The following is a 17367-nucleotide window of genomic DNA, read 5'->3' as shown; positions in this document are numbered from 1 at the left end:
GGGCGACCCGCAGGTTTAATTAACGACGACCTTCAGCAATGGCGGTAACGGCCTGCAGTTCTGCGGCTTCCTGCTCTTGCTGCTCCTGGCGCTCACGAACATCGAGGATCTGGCTGTTGATCAGGCCTTCTTCGATTTCGCGCAGTGCGATAACGGTAGTTTTATCGTTTTCTTCCGGTACCAGTGGATCTTTACCGCCTGACTGCATCTGACGAGCGCGACGCGCGGCGACCAGCACCAGGTCAAAACGGTTACCAATTTTCTCTACAGCGTCCTGAACAGTTACGCGTGCCATACTTAAAATGCTCCACAGATGAAGAAATGACTGGGCATGATACTGAATGTGGGTTCAGTCTGCCAACAGTTTGGTGATTAATGCGTCATGTCGCTGCTTCTGGCGGCTCATACGCAGACGTTCGGCGCGAAGGATAGTTTTGAGATCGCTCAGGGCGGCGTCAAAATCATCATTCACAATCAGGTAATCATATTCGGCGTAATGGCTCATTTCCGCAACTGCCTGGGCCATACGTTTTGCGATAACCTCTTCGCTATCCTGGCCGCGGCCACGGAGACGGCGATCCAGCTCATCTTTCGATGGCGGCAAAATAAAAATGCTGCGTGAATCGGGCATTTTCTGGCGAATCTGCTGCGCGCCCTGCCAGTCGATATCCAGGAATACGTTTACGCCGGTCGACAGCACTTGCTCGATGGTTTCACGCGAGGTGCCGTAATAGTTACCGAAGACCTCAGCGTGTTCAAGAAACGCATCTCTGCCAATCATCGTTCTGAATTCATCGTGATCGACAAAGAAATAGTGTTCACCGTGTACTTCACCCGGACGCGGCGCGCGCGTGGTGTGAGAAACAGAAACCTGCGTATCGTACAACGGTTGGGTTTTTAACAGCGCCTGAATCAGGCTGGATTTACCCGCGCCACTTGGGGCAGAAACAATATAAAGCGTGCCTTGAGCCATGAGAGTCTTTGTATGTTGATAGCGTTGAAGTCCTACATACGGGCTTATTATACACGTCGCCGCTTCGTGACGTAGCCTTTGTCACACTTTTTCCGCATTCCGGTTGATTTTTGCGTACCTTTTTCCGGTTTTATGGGGCGTTTGCTGCAACAAAGATTTAATTCTGAGATTGCCTCGTAAAGTCGTTTTTTGCCTCTCGCCTGCGGCTGTGCTTCGCGTTATACCCCCTGCAAAACAGGGAGGAGTGACGATGTGGCGATATTTTAGCGTGCTGTTAGCAATCTGGAGCAGTGCCGGTCAGGCGATATGCCCGGTCTGGTCGCCTACCCAGGCAGAGCAGGAGATAGCCAGGCTCAGCGCGCAAATAGCACGCTGGGATAAGGCGTACTGGCAACAGGGCACCAGCGACGTCAACGACGAAGTCTATGACCAGCTGGCGGCAAGGCTTAAACAGTGGCGGCACTGCTTTGGCGACGAACAGGCGGCAGACGTACCGGTGGCTGCGGGTGGTTCGGTCAGGCACCCGGTCGGCCACACTGGAGTCGCGAAGATAGCCGATAAAACAGCGCTCCGCCAGTGGATGCAGTCGCGTCGCGATCTCTGGATCCAGCCAAAAGTGGATGGTGTGGCGGTCACGCTGGTCTACCGCCAGGGTCAACTGGTGCAGGCCACCAGCCGTGGCGACGGACTTAAAGGCGAAGACTGGACGGAGAAAGTAAAACGCATCGCCTCGGTTCCCGGGCAGGTAAAAGGCCCGCTTGCCAACAGCGTGTTGCAGGGGGAGCTCTTTTTACTGCGCGATAACCATATCCAGAAGCAGATGGGTGGGATGAATGCGCGGGCAAAAGTCGCCGGGACGATGATGCGACACGATACCGGCGCAGGGCTGGATAAGATCGGTATTTTCATCTGGGCATGGCCGGACGGCCCCGCCTCGATGCCTGAACGGCTACAGGCATTAACCCAGGCAGGGTTCACCCTTACCGGGTTATGGACGCATAAAGTCAGTTCGCTGGAGTCAGCAGAAAAAATACGCGAACGCTGGTTTACATCGCCCCTGCCGTTTGTGACCGATGGGGTCATCATCCGCTCGGCGCAGGAGCCTCCGGGTCACCGCTGGCTTCCCGGCGAGGGCAGTTGGGTCGTGGCGTGGAAATATGCGCCGGTCGCCCGGGTTGCCGAAGTTCGGGCCATCAATTTCACCGTGGGGCGTACCGGCAGGATCGCGGTGGTTGCCATCCTGGAGCCCGTACAGCTTGATGATAAGCAGGTGCAGCGCGTAAACCTCGGGTCAGTGGGACGCTGGCAGGCGCTGGATATTGCGCCGGGGGATCAGATCCAAATTAGTCTGGCCGGGCAGGGGATCCCGCGCGTGGATAACGTTGTCTGGCGGGGGAGTGACCGCCGCAAACCCGTGCCGCCAGAAAGGCGTTTTACCCCGCTCACCTGTTTTTATGCCACGCCGGAGTGCCACGGGCAGTTTATGGCCCGGCTGAAGTGGCTGAGTTCGTCGTCGGTGTTAAATATCGCCGGGCTGGGTGAGGCTGGCTGGCAGACGCTGCATCAGGCGCACCACTTTGAACATCTCTTTTCCTGGCTGGCGCTCAGTCAGGAGCAGTTGCAACACACACCCGGCATAACGTCAGAGCGGGGCCTGCGGCTCTGGCATCAATTCAATCTGGTTCGCCGTCAGCCTTTTACCCGCTGGCTGGATGCGCTTGGCGTTCCCCTGCCGCGAAGGGCCCTGCGCGCGCTTAGCGATCGGCAGTGGCAGCAGTTACTGGAGAGAGATGCGTTACGCTGGCATCAGGTGCCGGGCATCGGCCCGGAAAAGGCGCACAGGCTGGTGGATTTTGTTCATCATCCCACCGTTAACGCCCTGGCTTCCTGGCTGGGTGAACAGGGCGTAGAGGGCTTTTAGTGACTATCGTGGGTGTAATAAAAAACGGGTAATCCCAGTTTCAGACGCAGCGCCAGCATGCGGGCGGTAAAGCCAAATAAGAGCGTGGAGATGATCACCACATCCTGATTGCTCACGTAATGCTGCAAAGCGACATAGAGCACGGCGGAGGCGAAAGAGACGCCAGCGTAGAGTTCTTTCTGAAAGACCAGCGGGATGCGTTTACAGAACATATCGCGCAGCACGCCGCCAAAGACGCCGGTGATCACCGCCGCGATAGTGGCGATCACCGGGCCCTGGCCCATATCCAGCGCGACCTGGGCGCCAATAATGGAGAAGACGATCAGGCCGAGGGCATCCAGCACCAGAAACAGACGGCGCAGATGGGGCATAACCGGGGCGGCAATGGTGGTCAACACGGCGGCGACGGCCACAATAATCACATACTCAGGATGTTGGACCCAGCCGAGCGGATAGTGGCCCAGCAGGATATCCCGAACGGAGCCGCCACCCAGCGCCGTGGCAGTGGCAATAATAATGACGCCGAAGGTGTCCATACGACGACGTCCGGCGGCGAGGGCGCCGGTCATGGCTTCAGCGGTGATACCGATCAGATACAGGATATGCAGCAGCATGTTACCCCCAGAAATAAGAGCGTCAGGGTAACGTTTTGTGCTCTGGCTCACGATTTAGATTTTCTTGTGCGATCGAATATGCATTAGATTATCTAATGCCACTTTGGCTTAAAGAGGGCTATTACCTGTTTTTAACATAGATATTGCATTAGATTAATTTGGCCTTTAACGCTGCTGGGGGCTAAAAATCTGCCGGAACATCGGCACCAGCATCTTATTCCCGGTTTCGCTGAGGTGGTTATCGTCGAAATACCATGGTTGTAAATTCTTACTGCCCATGCAGCGGCCCGCCGTACAGAGCCAGGCGGTGGGATCGAGCACCTGAACGCCACACTGTTTTGCCGCCCGCGCCTGCGCCTGCAAAATAACGGCGTTTTGTTTGGCGTAAGTCGCGACGGGTATGGATAAGTCGTGCGTGGTTTTCCCGGTCATCAGGCGATGAGATAACGTGCGGGGAACGTTTTGCGCCATCTCGGGGATCGGATTCACCAGATAAACAGGACGCGTACTGTTGAGCGAGCATGCCATATCAACGATGGCATCAGAGTACTGACGCAGGTAGTCCTGCTTGTTTTGCTGCCCGGCCCCGAAGGTGACAAGCTGCTTTTCGGCATAGTGCGTCAGGCGGTTCACAATCACCACCGGTACGTCCGGCGCGTAATCCTTCAGCCTTGAAGGGAGAGAGCGGTTAAATTCCCCGCATCGATTGCGCGCCCCCAGTTCGCCCCTTGCCAGCGTCGGACAGCCAGAGTAGGTGATCCCGATAACAGAGCCCCTACCTTGCGCCGCTTCTGCCAGCGCGGTTGCGGTGGCTTCCGCATGGCTGTCGCCAATGATGATGGCGACGGGCTTCCCTGTGCCATAGGCGCTCAGGTGCGTTTTAGGATTGGCAGCGTAGTTTTTGTTGGTGGCTTCCAGCGCGATTTTATTGACGAGCGGGTCGGGCTGGCTGACCACGATCTGGTTTTTCACCAGATAGCTGAACAGCCAGGCGACACCTACGCAGGCAAAGAGGATCAACCAGAAAGCGCGGCTTGAACGCTGGCTAAGGTAATTTTTGCCGGGTTGCTCAATCAGCACCCACGACAGCCAGCCGATGGCGAAGGAGAGCGCAATCGCGCTCATGACCCACAGCCCGTTGTGCTGCTTTCCGCTGTAGAGCAGAACCACCGCCACAGGCCAGTGCCATAAATAGACGGAGTACGAGCTCAGCCCCGCCCAGCGAAAATTACGGTCGAACAGGCTCACCAGCGGCTGGTAGTCGCTGTAGATCACCAGCATCGCGCCCGCGACGGGCAGTAAGGTCAGCGGTCCTGGCCAGGCATGCTCAGCGGTGATGAAAAAGAGTGACAGCAGGATCAGCGTGTAACCCGCGATTGCCGCAACCGGGCGAAGCATCAACGGCATCACAAAGCGCTGTGAGGCATACCACACCACTCCACCGCACAACATCTCCCAGGCGCGATAAGGCATCAGGTAGAAGCTGGTGGCCGCAGCGTTGGGCGTGTGGGTGACACTCACGATAAACAACGCAACGGTGAGTATGGCCAGGCATAAGCCGGTGTTCAGTTTTTTTCTGAGGGGATAGAGCCCCATCATAATGAAGGGTAACACCAGGTAAAATTGCCATTCAACGGACAATGACCAGGTATGTAAAAACCAGTTCTCATGGGAGTCGGGAGCAAAATAGTCCCCGGACTCTTTGTTAAGTTTCAGATTGGATATAAATAAGGCAGCATAGCCAATATAATTTCCGAGTTTCTGGTACTCATTTGTTGGCAACCAGAAAAAGGTCGTCGCGGCGACGATCAGACACATCGCCAGCAGCGCGGGAATTATTCTTTTACAGCGCGCGGCATAAAACTGAATAAGGTTGAAGCTATTTCGCTCAAGGCCTGTGGCGATGATTTTGGTCATCAAGAAGCCGGAGATAACGAAAAACACATCCACACCAGCGAAACCGCCGGGCAGCAGGGTGGCAGTAAAGTGATAAAACACTACAGAAAGAATGGCTATTCCGCGCAGCAGGTTAATGTCCTGCCGGAAATCGCGGTCAACTGAGAGGCTGGAGGCTTCCTCTAAGGATAAGTTGATGTTTGCCATTATGTTTCCTGAGAGGAAAGATAAGAATATTGAGTGCGGCGTGCATTCTAACAAAAATAGAAAAGGAGTTCTTATATTCTGATGCGCAGGTGGGATTCAGGACATACTTAAAGTCATTAATTGACAATGGTCCCTTAGCGGGACCATTAATAGCGAAAAACGCGCGCTAATGTTTATTCGATATTCTGAATCTGTTCGCGCATCTGCTCAATAAGCACCTTCAGTTCAATCGCAGAGTTAGTGACTTCGGCGTTGATAGACTTGGACGCCAGCGTGTTCGACTCGCGGTTGAATTCCTGCATCATAAAGTCGAGACGACGGCCCACGGCCTCTTTCTTCTTCAGGATGTTGTAGGTCTCTTTGACGTGCGCTTCCAGACGATCCAGCTCTTCCGCCACATCGATACGCTGGGCCATCAGCACCAGCTCCTGTTCGAGACGGTTGTTTTCCAGCTGGACTTCGGCATCTTCCAGTTTGGCGACCAGACGCTCACGCTGCCACTGCAGAATCTCCGGCATATGGGCGCGGACTTTCGCCACTTCACCGCTAACGCCTTCCAGGCGTTGCTCGATCAGCGCTTTCAACGCCTGACCTTCGGTTTCACGGGCTAAAATGAAATCGTCCAGCGTGCTGTCCAGCGCGGTAAGGATCTCAGCGGTAATGGCGTCCAGATCCTGTTCGCCTGCCGCCATCACGCCAGGCCAGCGCAGAATATCCACCGGGTTAATTTCGCCTTCGTCGCTCTGCATTTTGACCCAATTAGCGGCGTTCACCAGCTGTTTAGCCAGTTTCTCGTTCAGGATCAGCTCACCTTGCGCGCTCGCATCGGGCTCAAAACGCAGGTTGCATTCAATCTTTCCGCGGGTCAGGCGAGCGCGGATACGCTCACGCACGACAGGCTCAAGGCTGCGGAACTGTTCTGGCATACGGAAATAGGTTTCAAGATAGCGTTGGTTTACCGAGCGCATTTCCCAGGTAGCGCTGCCCCAGCTACCCTTGATTTCACGGCGGGCGTAGGCGGTCATACTGCGGATCATAGACTTTTCCGTTTTCAGAGGAGAGATGGGGGGATTATAGCTTTCGGGGCTTTCTCAGGATAGGAATAAGCGCGTTTAATCCGTATAATGCGCAGCCACATTCGTTTCAAGCCGGAGATATCATCATGCGTCCATCAGGTCGTAGCGCCAACCAGGTGCGCCCCGTCACCCTGACCCGTAACTATACAAAACACGCTGAAGGTTCCGTGCTTGTTGAATTTGGTGACACCAAAGTCCTGTGCACCGCCTCCATTGAAGAAGGCGTACCGCGCTTTCTGAAAGGCCAGGGGCAGGGCTGGATCACTGCCGAATATGGCATGCTGCCACGCTCCACCCACACCCGTAACGCCCGCGAAGCGGCGAAGGGCAAGCAGGGCGGTCGCACCATGGAGATCCAGCGTCTGATCGCGCGTGCGCTGCGCGCCGCTGTTGATCTGAAAACCCTGGGCGAGTTCACCATCACCCTGGACTGCGACGTGATCCAGGCGGACGGCGGCACCCGTACTGCCTCTATTACCGGAGCCTGTGTGGCGCTGGCCGATGCCCTGAACAAACTGGTTGCGGCCGGTAAACTGAAAGCGAACCCGCTGAAAGGCATGGTGGCGGCGGTATCAGTAGGTATCGTCAATGGCGAAGCGCTGTGCGATCTGGAGTACGTTGAAGACTCCGCGGCAGAGACCGACATGAACGTGGTGATGACCGAAGATGGTCGCATCATCGAGGTACAGGGCACGGCAGAAGGCGAGCCGTTTACCCACGAAGAGCTGCTCTCTCTGCTGGCGTTGGCCCGAGAGGGGATCGAATCTATCGTAACGACGCAGAAGGCGGCGTTAGAAAATTGATTTTAAAGGCGACTGATGAGTCGCCTTTTTTTTGCCTGTAAGAGAGAAAAGAGAAAGGAGCGAATCCATGAAACCGTATCAGCGCCAGTTTATTGAGTTTGCGCTTAGCAAGCAGGTACTTAAGTTTGGCGAATTTACGCTGAAATCCGGGCGCAAGAGCCCCTATTTCTTTAACGCCGGGCTGTTTAATACCGGGCGCGATCTGGCACTGTTAGGCCGCTTCTATGCCGAAGCGCTGGTGGATTCCGGGATCGAATTCGACCTGCTGTTTGGCCCGGCGTACAAAGGTATTCCGATTGCGACCACCACCGCCGTGGCACTGGCGGAGCATCACGATCGCGATGTGCCGTACTGCTTTAACCGCAAAGAGGCCAAAACCCACGGCGAAGGCGGTAATCTGGTCGGTAGCGCGTTGCAAGGTCGGGTGATGCTGGTAGACGATGTGATCACCGCAGGCACCGCCATCCGTGAATCGATGGAGATTATCCAGGCGAATAACGCCACGCTGGCGGGCGTGCTGATCTCGCTGGACCGCCAGGAGCGCGGACGTGGCGATATCTCCGCCATTCAGGAAGTGGAGCGTGACTACAACTGCAAAGTGACCTCAATCATCACCCTGAAAGATCTGATTGCCTGGATGGAAGAGAAGCCGGAGATGGCAGAGAGCCTGGCGGCAGTGCGCGCCTATCGCGAAGCGTACGGCGTATAAGTCAATGGCCCGGTGGCGCGACGCTTACCGGGCCTACGAAAACCGTAGGCCGGATAAGGCGGATACAGGGTTACTGCAACTGCGCGGCCACGAGCGGCCAGCGGGCATCAAAATCGTCCGTCGGACGATATTTGAATTCACTGCGCACAAAGCGGGAGAGCATCCCTTCACAGAAGGCCAGAACTTGCCCGGCAAGCAGTGATTCATCCGTGGTGAAGCCTTCCCCTTCGCGCATTTTCTTTTCGCGTAATACCTGGCGCAGCTGCGCCTCAATACGTTCGAAAAGCTGGTTAATACGCCCCTGCAATCTGTCCTGTTCAAACATCAGCGCGTGGCCGGTCAGGATACGGGTTAACCCCGGATTGCGCTCGCCGAAACCGAGGATCAGCAGGACAATCAGACGCAGCCGTGCGGTGGTGTCTTTTTCATCCTTCAGAATCAGGTTGATACGCGTGATCAGGCTATCTTCGATAAACTCGATCAGGCTGTCGAACATCCGCGTTTTGCTGGGAAAATGACGGTACAGCGCCGCTTCCGACACGCCCACAGAAGCGGCCAGTTTTGCGGTGGTGATGCGTTGACTGCCATCGCTGGATTCAAGCATCAGAGCCAGAGATTGAAGTATTTCTTCGCGACGATTCCTTTTCGCTGTTTGTTTTTCTGCCATGTTACAAAATACCCCTGAAAATAATCACTAGTCAGGCTGACGTCCACACAACGACCGCAAACGGCTGTTTGCGGTTTGTTATTACGTTATACGTTGTGGGATGCGTATAGCCGGGTTTATTTACGCCCGGAATGGCCGAAGCCGCCTTCGCCGCGATCGGTCGCGTCGAAATCTTCTACCAGATTAAATTCAGCCTGTACCACCGGGACGAACACCATCTGGGCGACACGCTCGCCGGGTTGAATGGTGAAGCTCTCCTGGCCACGGTTCCAGACAGAAACCATCAGTTGACCCTGATAGTCAGAATCGATAAGACCCACCAGGTTGCCCAGCACGATACCATGCTTATGACCCAGGCCGGAACGCGGCAGGATCACCGCCGCCAGAGAGGCGTCGGCAATGTGGATCGCAAGGCCGGTCGGCAGCAGCGTGGTAGCGCCGGGTGCCAGTTCTACGGCGTCGTCGAGGCAGGCACGCAGGTCAAGACCGGCAGAGCCGGAAGTGGCATAGGTCGGCAGTGGAAATTGCTGACCAACACGCGGGTCCAGAATCTTAACGTCGATTTTTTTCATCATAACGGGTAACGATCTCGTCCAGTAATTGTTGGCCCAGGAGTTCCTTGCGCTCAAGCGGTAAGACTTTATCTCCATCCTGCCAGAAAAGGTGCAATGCGTTGCTGTCGCTGTTGAATCCTTGTGAGGCCAGCGATACGTCGTTCGCGCAAATCAAATCGAGGTTTTTGCGGGTACGTTTTTGCCGGGCATATTCTTCCACATTATTCGTTTCAGCGGCAAACCCAACGACGTAAGGGCGGCGATCTTTTAATGCCGCGACCCCGGCTACGATATCGGGGTTTTTCACCATTTTTATCGTGATTTCATCGCCTTGCTTTTTGATTTTCTCATCGGCTATGGCGGCAGCACGATAGTCCGCCACGGCAGCACAGCCGATAAAAATCTGCTGCTGCTGCGCATGGGCCTGAACCGCGGCGTCCATTTCCAGCGCGGTAGTGACGTCGATGCGCTGCACCCCTGGAGGCGTTGGCAGCGAAACCGGGCCGCTCACCAGCGTCACCTTTGCCCCGCGCGACGCGGCGGCGGCGGCAATCGCAAAGCCCATCTTGCCGGAGCTTTGGTTGGTGATATAGCGCACCGGATCCAGCGGTTCACGCGTCGGACCCGCGGTAATCATGATGTTGAGATGTTGCAGATCGTTGACAGGTGAAAAATGACTCGCGGCCAGATCCACAATCGCCAGCGGATCCAGCATGCGGCCCGGACCCACATCGCCACAGGCCTGGCTACCGCTATCCGGCCCCCAGATTAACAGCCCGCGAGAGGCGAGGGTCGCCAGGTTATGCTGCGTTGCCGCGTTGCGGTACATCTGCTGGTTCATGGCCGGGACCACGGCAACGGGCGCCGGAGTGGCCAGGCAAATAGTGGTAACCAGGTCGTTAGCCATGCCGGCGGCAACGCGGGCGATGAGATCGGCGGTGGCGGGGGCGAGGATGACTAAATCGGCCCATTTACCCAGCTCAATATGGCCCATTGCGGCTTCTGCCGCCGGATCGAGCAGGCTGTCCGACACCGGGTAGCCTGAAACGGCCTGCAGGCTCAGCGGCGTAATGAACGCTTTGCCCCCTTCGGTTATTGCCACCCGCACGTCCGCCCCGCGCTCGCGTAAACGGCGCACCAGTTCCGGCGTTTTATAGGCTGCAATGCCGCCGCTCACGCCAAGAACGATTTTTTTACCGGCCAGGCTCATCATGATTCTTTCCTGTTGGGTTCAGCTGAGAGGCGGGCATTTTATCACAATCCGAAAAGCATCGTGCTGTTGTCCATCCGCCACTTTGCGAGGCGCTACGCAATACGAAAAACAGAGCCTCGTGAGGCGACAGGTGCTGTGGCAGCATAGCGTGGTGATGGAGAAGGAGAGGGTATGGAGACACTATCCCCGCTGCTGCCGCGGGAGAAAATGCTAAGGGATGGCGCGACACGGCTGACGGACGAAGAGCTGCTGGCGCTCTTCCTGCGTACCGGGACGCGGAGTAAAAACGTGTTTGCGCTTGCCAGAGATCTGTTGCAGCATTTCGGCTCGCTGCACGGTTTGTTATCCGCAGAGCTGAAGGATTTCAGGCGGGTCGAGGGAATTGGCCTGGCGACATTCGCCCAGCTGAAAGGGATTGCGGAGCTTGCCCGCCGTTATTACTGCTCGGGGATTCGGAGCATCAATCCGCTAAAAGACCCGCAGATGACCCGGGAGTTTGTGCGCAGCCAACTGGCGGAAGAGGAGCGCGAGATCTTTATGGTTATCTTCCTCGATAACCAAAACCGGGTGCTGAGACACAGCCGGTTATTTTCGGGAACCCTGCGCCACGTTGAGGTGCATCCTCGGGAAATTGTGCGCGAAGCGATAAAAGTGAATGCCGCGGGCGTGATCCTCGCGCATAATCACCCCTCAGGGCGCGCCGAACCGAGCAAAGCCGACAGAGACGTGACCGCACGCATCATTAAATGCTGTCAATTCATGGACATTTGTGTTCTTGATCATCTGGTTATTGGCCGCGGAGAGTACGTTTCGTTTGCCGAACGTGGGTGGATTTAAGCCATTTCTCGCGATCCATCGGGATCTTTGTCTGTTCGGGACTTGAGCACATCCGCGAGTCAGCGTATACTACGCCACCTTTGAGAATCTCGGGTTTGGCAATTGGGCCTGGCAATCGATGGTTCACTAAGAACTACGCGATGACCGGGCTGTAAAGCCTGACGAGGCGCCGATACCCCATACGAAGCTCGAGCTAATTTGATTTTTGGAGAATAGACATGTCCCGAGTCTGCCAAGTTACTGGCAAGCGTCCGGTGACCGGTAACAACCGTTCCCACGCACTGAACGCGACTAAACGCCGTTTCCTGCCGAACCTGCACTCTCACCGTTTCTGGGTTGAGAGCGAGAAGCGTTTTGTCACCCTGCGCGTATCTGCTAAAGGTATGCGTGTAATTGATAAGAAAGGCATCGATACAGTTCTGTCTGAACTGCGTGCCCGTGGCGAAAAGTACTAAGTACTTAAAGAGGAAATAAATCATGGCTAAAGGTATTCGCGAGAAAATCAAGCTGGTTTCTTCTGCTGGTACAGGTCACTTCTACACCACCACGAAGAACAAACGTACTAAGCCGGAAAAACTGGAACTGAAAAAGTTTGATCCAGTTGTACGCCAGCACGTTATGTACAAAGAAGCTAAAATCAAATAATTTTAGATTCCTTGTATTGAAAAACCCCGCATCTGCGGGGTTTTTTGCATTCTGCATCTCAACGGAGGAACCATGCCTGAATTACCTGAGGTAGAGACCAGCCGCCGTGGCATTGAGCCTCATCTGGTCGGTGCGACCATTCTTCACGCTGTTGTCCGTAACGGTCGTCTTCGCTGGCCGGTCTCTGACGAGATCCATGCGCTAAGCGATAAACCGGTTCTCAGCGTACAGCGCCGCGCAAAGTACCTGCTGCTTGAGTTGCCTGACGGTTGGATCATCATCCACCTGGGCATGTCCGGGAGCCTGCGCATCCTCAGCGAAGAGTTGCCCGCAGAAAAACATGACCATGTCGATCTGGTGATGAGCAACGGCAAAGTGCTGCGCTATACCGATCCGCGTCGTTTTGGTGCCTGGCTGTGGACCAAAGAGCTGGAAGGGCATAATGTGCTGGCGCACCTCGGGCCGGAGCCGCTCTCTGACGCGTTTAACGCGGAGTACCTGAAGGCGAAGTGCGCGAAGAAGAAAACCGCCATTAAACCCTGGCTGATGGATAACAAGCTGGTGGTCGGCGTGGGCAATATCTACGCCAGCGAATCGCTGTTTGCCGCCGGGATCCATCCCGATCGGTTAGCCTCATCGCTGTCGGCGCAGGAGTGCGAGCTGCTGGTGCGGGTGATCAAAGCCGTACTGCTGCGTTCGATTGAGCAGGGCGGAACTACCCTGAAAGACTTCCTGCAAAGCGACGGCAAGCCGGGCTACTTCGCTCAGGAGCTACAGGTCTATGGCCGTAAAGATGAGCCGTGTCGGGTCTGTGGCACACCGATTGTGGCAACGAAGCATGCCCAGCGGGCAACGTTCTATTGCCGTCAGTGCCAGAAATGATGCGGAGGCCCGGTAAGCGCAGCGCCACCGGGCAAAACATTTATTTCAGCTTGTCCATCAGCGCCTGATGCACGCTGGCGGGTAAGAAATGGGTGACGTCACCTGCGTGGCGCGCCACCTCTTTGACCAGCGAAGAGGAGATAAACGACCACTCTTTGGACGGCATCAGAAAGACACTTTCCAGTTCAGGCATCAGATGGCGGTTCATATGCGCCAGCTGCATCTCATATTCAAAATCGGCCACCGCGCGCAGTCCGCGAATCAAGATATTGGCCTGTTGAGCGCGGGCAAAGTTCGCCATCAGATCGCTAAAGCCCACGACCTCCACATTGGGTAAGTGCGCGGTCGCGGCTTTCGCCAGCGCAACCCGCTCATCGAGATCGAACAGGGGCTTTTTGCTGGGGCTGGCGGCAATCGCCAGAATCACCGTATCAAACATGCTTGCGGCACGCGTGACGATATCGATATGGCCGTTGGTGACAGGATCAAAGGTACCCGGATAAATCGCTTTTGTGCTCATGGCTCACGCTTTCTCAGAGTAGCCGCGGCTCAGCGCCCACAGCTCGGTGTATTTATTAAAAGTATACTGGGCATTAACCACCGCCAGTAACCAGCCCTGTTTACCGTCCAGCACGCCGCCACGTAGCACCAGCGTCTTCAGAAACGCGCCGACGGTGTGGCTGAAAATCCCAGCCAGCGAGGTTTTCTTGCCGCGCTGATGGCGCTCCTGGGCCCACGCCGTGGCGTAATTAAGCTGTTTACGCTGAAAGCTGGCGAAATCACGGCAGGTCAGATGCAGGAGGTCGCCATCGAGGGCAGTCACTGGCGCACCGTCGCAGGCCAGCGACTCATGAACCAGGTTATCGTTGTACTGATAGCGCGTCCGCGGATAAAGACGCATAACGCGATCGGGATACCAGCCGCTGTGACGCATAAAGCGGCCAAGGAAATAGTTTCGCCGGGCGATGCTGTAGACAACATCAGGCTGAGGGGCCGCCAGTACGCGCTGGATGGCCTGTTTAAGCTCTGGGGTTACACGCTCGTCGGTGTCGATCATCAGGACATAATCGCTGGTGGCGTACTGCTGCGCCCGCTGGCGCTGAATACCATAACCCTGCCAGTCGGCATCGATATGGACCTGTACGCCGGCTGCGCGGGCGATGTTAACCGTGTCGTCGCTACTGCCGGAGTCGAGCAGGATCAGCTCATCGGCCCATGCCACAGAGGCGAGGCAATCCGGCAGCAGGTCAGCGGCGTTTTTGGCGATCATCACCACCGACAGACGCGCAGACATCAGTGGCTCCGCAGGGGCAGGTAAGGTTGCAGCAGCTGCAGCAGGCGGGTCAGCGCCCCCTGGTTCTGATGCAGCACTTCGACAGCGTGACGGCCATACCACAGACGATAATCTTCGTCGGTCAGCAGGTTTGAAACCTCTTTTTCGATGGCGTTCGCATCGGTGACAGTAATCAGCCCGTCCGCCTGCTGCAGTTTGGCGCAGATATCTTTGAAGTTGAAGGTATGCGGCCCCATCAGCACCGGGATGGCGTGCGCTGCGGGCTCCAGCGGGTTATGCCCGCCACGCTCCACGAGGCTGCCACCCACAAAGGCCAGATCGGCAATACCGTAAAGCAGCATCAGCTCACCCATGGTATCGCCAATCACTACCTGGGTGCTGGCGGACGGGATCTCACCGCTGCTGCGCATCGTGAAGCTGAATCCGCCCTTTTGCACCATCTCGCGGGCATCTTTAAACCGTTCAGGATGACGAGGCACGAGGATCAGCAGCAGGTCCGGGAAGCGTTCAAGAAGCTGGCGGTGCGCCTGCAGGATAATTTCTTCTTCACCGTCGTGGGTACTGGTGGCGATCCACACTTTGCGGCGCGGCGCCCACTGGCGACGCAATGTGACTGCCCGGGCAGCCAGCTCCGGGGTAACAGAAATATCAAACTTCAGGCTGCCGGTGACCGCCAGCTGGTTGCGCTTCAGGCCCAGCGACAGGAATCGCGCGCCATCTTCTTCGTTTTGTGCCGCAATCAGGGTGATCTTGCTCAGCAGGCGGCGCATAAAGTTGCCCAGCTTGCCGTAGCCCTTCGCGGAGCGTTCTGACAGGCGAGCGTTAGCCACCACCAGGGGAATTTTGCGGGCGTGCAGGGCAGAAATCATGTTCGGCCACAGTTCGGTTTCCATTACGATCACCAGCTTAGGGCGCACGGTGTTAAGGAAACGGTTCATGGCACAGGGTAAATCATACGGCAGATAGACGTGATGCACATCTTTGCCAAAAGCGGACATGGCGCGTTCGGAACCGGTAGGCGTCATGGTGGTGACGGTGATCGGCAGCGACGGATAGCGGTGGCGCAGGGCGCGGACCAGCGGAATGGCGGCCAGCGTTTCACCCACCGAAACGGAATGGAGCAGGATACCGTCCGGCGCAACTTTGTTGCGGCAATAACCATAGCGTTCAGCCCAGCGTTTACGGTAGGCAGGCGCTTTACGGCTACGCAGCAGCAGTCGTAGCCACACCAGTGGCTGAATAATATAGAGCAGAGCGGTATACAACAATTCCAAGCGATTATCCGTTTTTTCAGTTTCGGCGGGCAAATTCTAAGCATTTAGGCCGTTTAAAGCTATCCCTTTGGCGTGTTTGCTCAGCCATTTGCCTGCGTTACGTGCGTTCACAGATAAAAAAACGGGCATTCGCTGCCCGTTTTTTTGTTTCTGCTTAACGTTCCGCTTCCGGCAACGCGTTCAGGTGGTAGGTGACACGCTCCGACAGTCCCCGAATATCACCCCCGGTGATGAAGTAGCTGTCGTCTTTCTGGTTCGGATTACTGACCGTATACCCCAGCATTTTGTTGATCAGCGTCGCCATCTGGTAATGGTTGAGCGGCATCTGCGGGCTGATGGCGCTCATCGCATACGCCGGATCGTTACTGAAGTAGAGGAACGGCACCTGGGCAATCGGCATCTCGACGATAGAGTGACCAAACAGACCGCCATCACCCACGCGCTCCCCGTGATCCGAGGTGATAAAGACCAGCACCGGCAGCTTTGATTTCGCCATGGCGGTACGGATCGCCGAAGCCAGCTCTCTGTCGTACAGGCGAACGGCATCATCGTACTCGTTTTTCTTCTGCGCCACGTCGTCATCGAGACGTGGGGTAGAGAATTTGGCGAAGCCTTGCGGGATGTTGCGCTCGTAAGGGATGTGCGGCGCACGGCTGTTCAGCACCATCAGGAACGGTTTGTTCCAGTCCAGCTTAGCCTGCTCAACCGAAGGGGTCAGCACCACATCGGCACCCACGTCCGGCGCCGGGCGGATCTGCGTATCTTCCCACAGGTCAATGTCGTGAATACCGATCCAGTTGCTCAATCCTTCCAGGCCTTGGGCGGAGATAAACGCCGTCTGGTAGCCCTGTTTTTTGGCATTAGTGAAGATATTGGTCGACTTCGACTTATAGGCGCCGTAGTTATCCGGCTCACGCAGGTTGTTCACCAGCATCGGGATTGCCACGCGGGTCGAGACCGCGTTAGAGACGATCAGACGCCCGGTCCCCTGATACTGCTGCATCAGCGCTTTCAGCTCCGGGGTGGTGTCACGTTCATAGCCCAGGGCGCTGACGTGGTGCGGGTTCAGGCTCTCACCAATCGCCAGGATGATGGAGTATTTCCCGGCCTGACTACCCTCAACCGGCGTGACCTTATAGGGCGCATAATGCGTGAGGCTCTGGTTTTCGCCGGAAATGGCTTCCGGGATCAGGCGAATGGCACTGAAGCTCATGGCGGACAGACCGTTACGCAGTAAGGAGTGGCGCAGATCCGGGTTGAATTTATACATCTGCCCGTCGATGGCTTTATAGAACTGGCCGACAAACATCACCATGATAGCCAGCAGGCAAGGCATGGCGACCCACTTATGCCACTGCGGCGCGAGGCGGCGGGTAAAGACCAGCGCAAAGAGCACCGCGACGGCCATGATGACAAAGTAAATCCCAAGCGATCCGAGGCTGTCCGTAATGCCGCTGGCGATATCTTTGGTTTCGACAAAGGCCAGCCATACTTCGCTCGGGCCGTAAAACTGACCGTAGAACTGGTAATAGACCGCTTCCGATATCTGGACGATAAAGGTGACGGCCAGCAGTAGCCGGGTCAGGAAGAAGCGGGCGCTAATGGCCGCCAGCAGGGAGATAATCAGGTACAGCGACATGTCGCTGGATTTCGGCTGATAAACATGGTCTTTCAGCAGGATGATGATTTCACAGAGTGAAAACAGCACCAGGAAAACCAGGGTTAACACCACGGTGCGCAGGATATTGCGGCGCGGCGTGAGGGGCGAGAGTAAGGATGCTTTAAACATGAACGGACTCAAT

General features: G+C 56.1%; 19 protein-coding genes. 7 read left to right on the top strand and 12 right to left on the bottom strand.

The genetic code is table 11. The features are described 5' to 3' along the window. Positions 1 to 19: 19 nt before the first annotated feature. On the bottom strand, positions 20 to 295 hold the full coding sequence (gene rpoZ, locus ACT3IC_RS09055; RefSeq protein WP_039030179.1) for a DNA-directed RNA polymerase subunit omega: 276 nt from the start codon (positions 293 to 295) through the stop codon (positions 20 to 22). Positions 296 to 349: 54 nt separating this feature from the next. Continuing rightward, positions 350 to 973: a guanylate kinase gene (gene gmk / locus ACT3IC_RS09050; RefSeq protein ID WP_103177697.1), complete on the bottom strand. Its 624-nt coding sequence runs from the start codon at positions 971 to 973 to the stop codon at positions 350 to 352. A 250-nt stretch (positions 974 to 1223) separates the two neighbouring features. On the opposite strand from gmk, the gene ligB reads away from it, so the two are divergent. Continuing rightward, positions 1224 to 2894: an NAD-dependent DNA ligase LigB gene (gene ligB, locus ACT3IC_RS09045; RefSeq protein ID WP_473477192.1), complete on the top strand. Its 1671-nt coding sequence runs from the start codon at positions 1224 to 1226 to the stop codon at positions 2892 to 2894. Here ligB and ACT3IC_RS09040 read toward each other — a convergent pair. The 3 genes from ACT3IC_RS09040 to ACT3IC_RS09030 form a co-directional block, all read right to left on the bottom strand. Further along, positions 2891 to 3508 (bottom strand): trimeric intracellular cation channel family protein, encoded by a 618-nt coding sequence (locus ACT3IC_RS09040; RefSeq protein WP_103177699.1) that lies wholly within the window; start codon positions 3506 to 3508, stop codon positions 2891 to 2893. The two genes, ligB and ACT3IC_RS09040, sit on opposite strands and share 4 nt — an antisense overlap. A 165-nt stretch (positions 3509 to 3673) precedes the next feature. Continuing rightward, on the bottom strand, positions 3674 to 5611 hold the full coding sequence (locus ACT3IC_RS09035; protein WP_473477189.1) for an acyltransferase family protein: 1938 nt from the start codon (positions 5609 to 5611) through the stop codon (positions 3674 to 3676). Between the two features lie 173 nt (positions 5612 to 5784). Beyond that, a complete protein-coding gene (locus tag ACT3IC_RS09030; RefSeq protein WP_103177713.1) occupies positions 5785 to 6648 on the bottom strand; it encodes a YicC/YloC family endoribonuclease in 864 nt (287 codons plus the stop codon). Positions 6649 to 6773: 125 nt separating this feature from the next. Between ACT3IC_RS09030 and rph the strand changes: the two genes are divergently transcribed. Further along, entirely contained in the window at positions 6774 to 7490 is a 717-nt protein-coding gene (rph, locus tag ACT3IC_RS09025) for a ribonuclease PH (protein WP_103177714.1), read from the top strand. 67 nt (positions 7491 to 7557) lie between these two features. Then, positions 7558 to 8199 (top strand): orotate phosphoribosyltransferase, encoded by a 642-nt coding sequence (gene pyrE / locus ACT3IC_RS09020; RefSeq protein WP_103177715.1) that lies wholly within the window; start codon positions 7558 to 7560, stop codon positions 8197 to 8199. Between the two features lie 70 nt (positions 8200 to 8269). Here the strand turns inward: pyrE and slmA are convergent, their stop codons facing one another. The 3 genes from slmA to coaBC form a co-directional block, all read right to left on the bottom strand. Beyond that, positions 8270 to 8866 (bottom strand): nucleoid occlusion factor SlmA, encoded by a 597-nt coding sequence (gene slmA / locus ACT3IC_RS09015; protein ID WP_103177716.1) that lies wholly within the window; start codon positions 8864 to 8866, stop codon positions 8270 to 8272. 116 nt (positions 8867 to 8982) lie between these two features. Further along, entirely contained in the window at positions 8983 to 9441 is a 459-nt protein-coding gene (gene dut / locus ACT3IC_RS09010; protein WP_168191994.1) for a dUTP diphosphatase, read from the bottom strand. Continuing rightward, a complete protein-coding gene (gene coaBC / locus ACT3IC_RS09005; RefSeq protein WP_156655424.1) occupies positions 9419 to 10630 on the bottom strand; it encodes a bifunctional phosphopantothenoylcysteine decarboxylase/phosphopantothenate--cysteine ligase CoaBC in 1212 nt (403 codons plus the stop codon). Before coaBC ends, dut begins: the two co-directional genes overlap by 23 nt. A 174-nt stretch (positions 10631 to 10804) precedes the next feature. On the opposite strand from coaBC, the gene radC reads away from it, so the two are divergent. From radC to mutM, 4 genes are all read left to right on the top strand, one after another. Beyond that, the gene (gene radC, locus ACT3IC_RS09000) at positions 10805 to 11470 is read left to right on the top strand and encodes a RadC family protein (protein ID WP_473477185.1); all 666 of its coding nucleotides are present in this window, start codon (positions 10805 to 10807) and stop codon (positions 11468 to 11470) included. Positions 11471 to 11688: 218 nt separating this feature from the next. Next, positions 11689 to 11925, top strand: a complete 237-nt coding sequence (gene rpmB, locus ACT3IC_RS08995) for a 50S ribosomal protein L28 (protein WP_002436699.1) — start codon at positions 11689 to 11691, stop codon at positions 11923 to 11925. A gap of 22 nt (positions 11926 to 11947) precedes the next feature. Then, the gene (rpmG, locus tag ACT3IC_RS08990; protein WP_013094893.1) at positions 11948 to 12115 is read left to right on the top strand and encodes a 50S ribosomal protein L33; all 168 of its coding nucleotides are present in this window, start codon (positions 11948 to 11950) and stop codon (positions 12113 to 12115) included. A gap of 72 nt (positions 12116 to 12187) precedes the next feature. Further along, complete coding sequence (gene mutM, locus ACT3IC_RS08985; RefSeq protein ID WP_214421470.1) at positions 12188 to 12997, top strand: bifunctional DNA-formamidopyrimidine glycosylase/DNA-(apurinic or apyrimidinic site) lyase; 810 nt, start codon at positions 12188 to 12190, stop codon at positions 12995 to 12997. A 40-nt stretch (positions 12998 to 13037) separates the two neighbouring features. Here mutM and coaD read toward each other — a convergent pair whose 3' ends face one another. The 4 genes from coaD to ACT3IC_RS08965 all read right to left on the bottom strand — a co-directional run bounded on the left by coaD (position 13038) and on the right by ACT3IC_RS08965 (position 17354). After that, entirely contained in the window at positions 13038 to 13517 is a 480-nt protein-coding gene (gene coaD / locus ACT3IC_RS08980) for a pantetheine-phosphate adenylyltransferase (RefSeq protein ID WP_103177719.1), read from the bottom strand. Between the two features lie 3 nt (positions 13518 to 13520). Then, positions 13521 to 14291 carry a glycosyltransferase family 2 protein gene (locus ACT3IC_RS08975; RefSeq protein WP_473477181.1) on the bottom strand — a complete coding sequence of 257 codons (771 nt, stop codon included), beginning with the start codon at positions 14289 to 14291 and terminating at the stop codon, positions 13521 to 13523. Further along, positions 14291 to 15565 (bottom strand): lipid IV(A) 3-deoxy-D-manno-octulosonic acid transferase, encoded by a 1275-nt coding sequence (gene waaA, locus ACT3IC_RS08970; protein WP_103181012.1) that lies wholly within the window; start codon positions 15563 to 15565, stop codon positions 14291 to 14293. The genes ACT3IC_RS08975 and waaA overlap by 1 nt, the downstream gene beginning before the upstream one ends. A gap of 154 nt (positions 15566 to 15719) precedes the next feature. After that, positions 15720 to 17354, bottom strand: coding sequence for a sulfatase-like hydrolase/transferase (locus ACT3IC_RS08965; RefSeq protein ID WP_159340410.1), 1635 nt, complete (start codon positions 17352 to 17354; stop codon positions 15720 to 15722). Between the last annotated feature and the right edge of the window lie 13 nt (positions 17355 to 17367).

It is taken from the genome of Leclercia sp. GHBNCSD (assembly GCF_055805075.1).
This window is presented reverse-complemented; position numbering and strand designations above follow the sequence as displayed.

Excerpts from the sequence above, each read along its gene's own strand:
- slmA (WP_103177716.1), bottom strand. The coding sequence starts at position 8,866 with ATGGCAGAAAAACAAACAGCGAAAAGGAATCGTCGCGAAGAAATACTT.
- ACT3IC_RS08975 (WP_473477181.1), bottom strand. The coding sequence starts at position 14,291 with ATGTCTGCGCGTCTGTCGGTGGTGATGATCGCCAAAAACGCCGCTGAC.
- coaD (WP_103177719.1), bottom strand. The coding sequence starts at position 13,517 with ATGAGCACAAAAGCGATTTATCCGGGTACCTTTGATCCTGTCACCAAC.
- ACT3IC_RS09040 (WP_103177699.1), bottom strand. The coding sequence starts at position 3,508 with ATGCTGCTGCATATCCTGTATCTGATCGGTATCACCGCTGAAGCCATG.
- rpoZ (WP_039030179.1), bottom strand. The coding sequence starts at position 295 with ATGGCACGCGTAACTGTTCAGGACGCTGTAGAGAAAATTGGTAACCGT.
- ligB (WP_473477192.1), top strand. The coding sequence starts at position 1,224 with ATGTGGCGATATTTTAGCGTGCTGTTAGCAATCTGGAGCAGTGCCGGT.
- radC (WP_473477185.1), top strand. The coding sequence starts at position 10,805 with ATGGAGACACTATCCCCGCTGCTGCCGCGGGAGAAAATGCTAAGGGAT.
- coaBC (WP_156655424.1), bottom strand. The coding sequence starts at position 10,630 with ATGAGCCTGGCCGGTAAAAAAATCGTTCTTGGCGTGAGCGGCGGCATT.
- dut (WP_168191994.1), bottom strand. The coding sequence starts at position 9,441 with ATGATGAAAAAAATCGACGTTAAGATTCTGGACCCGCGTGTTGGTCAG.
- ACT3IC_RS08965 (WP_159340410.1), bottom strand. The coding sequence starts at position 17,354 with ATGTTTAAAGCATCCTTACTCTCGCCCCTCACGCCGCGCCGCAATATC.
- pyrE (WP_103177715.1), top strand. The coding sequence starts at position 7,558 with ATGAAACCGTATCAGCGCCAGTTTATTGAGTTTGCGCTTAGCAAGCAG.
- rph (WP_103177714.1), top strand. The coding sequence starts at position 6,774 with ATGCGTCCATCAGGTCGTAGCGCCAACCAGGTGCGCCCCGTCACCCTG.
- mutM (WP_214421470.1), top strand. The coding sequence starts at position 12,188 with ATGCCTGAATTACCTGAGGTAGAGACCAGCCGCCGTGGCATTGAGCCT.
- ACT3IC_RS09035 (WP_473477189.1), bottom strand. The coding sequence starts at position 5,611 with ATGGCAAACATCAACTTATCCTTAGAGGAAGCCTCCAGCCTCTCAGTT.
- rpmB (WP_002436699.1), top strand. The coding sequence starts at position 11,689 with ATGTCCCGAGTCTGCCAAGTTACTGGCAAGCGTCCGGTGACCGGTAAC.
- rpmG (WP_013094893.1), top strand. The coding sequence starts at position 11,948 with ATGGCTAAAGGTATTCGCGAGAAAATCAAGCTGGTTTCTTCTGCTGGT.
- ACT3IC_RS09030 (WP_103177713.1), bottom strand. The coding sequence starts at position 6,648 with ATGATCCGCAGTATGACCGCCTACGCCCGCCGTGAAATCAAGGGTAGC.
- gmk (WP_103177697.1), bottom strand. The coding sequence starts at position 973 with ATGGCTCAAGGCACGCTTTATATTGTTTCTGCCCCAAGTGGCGCGGGT.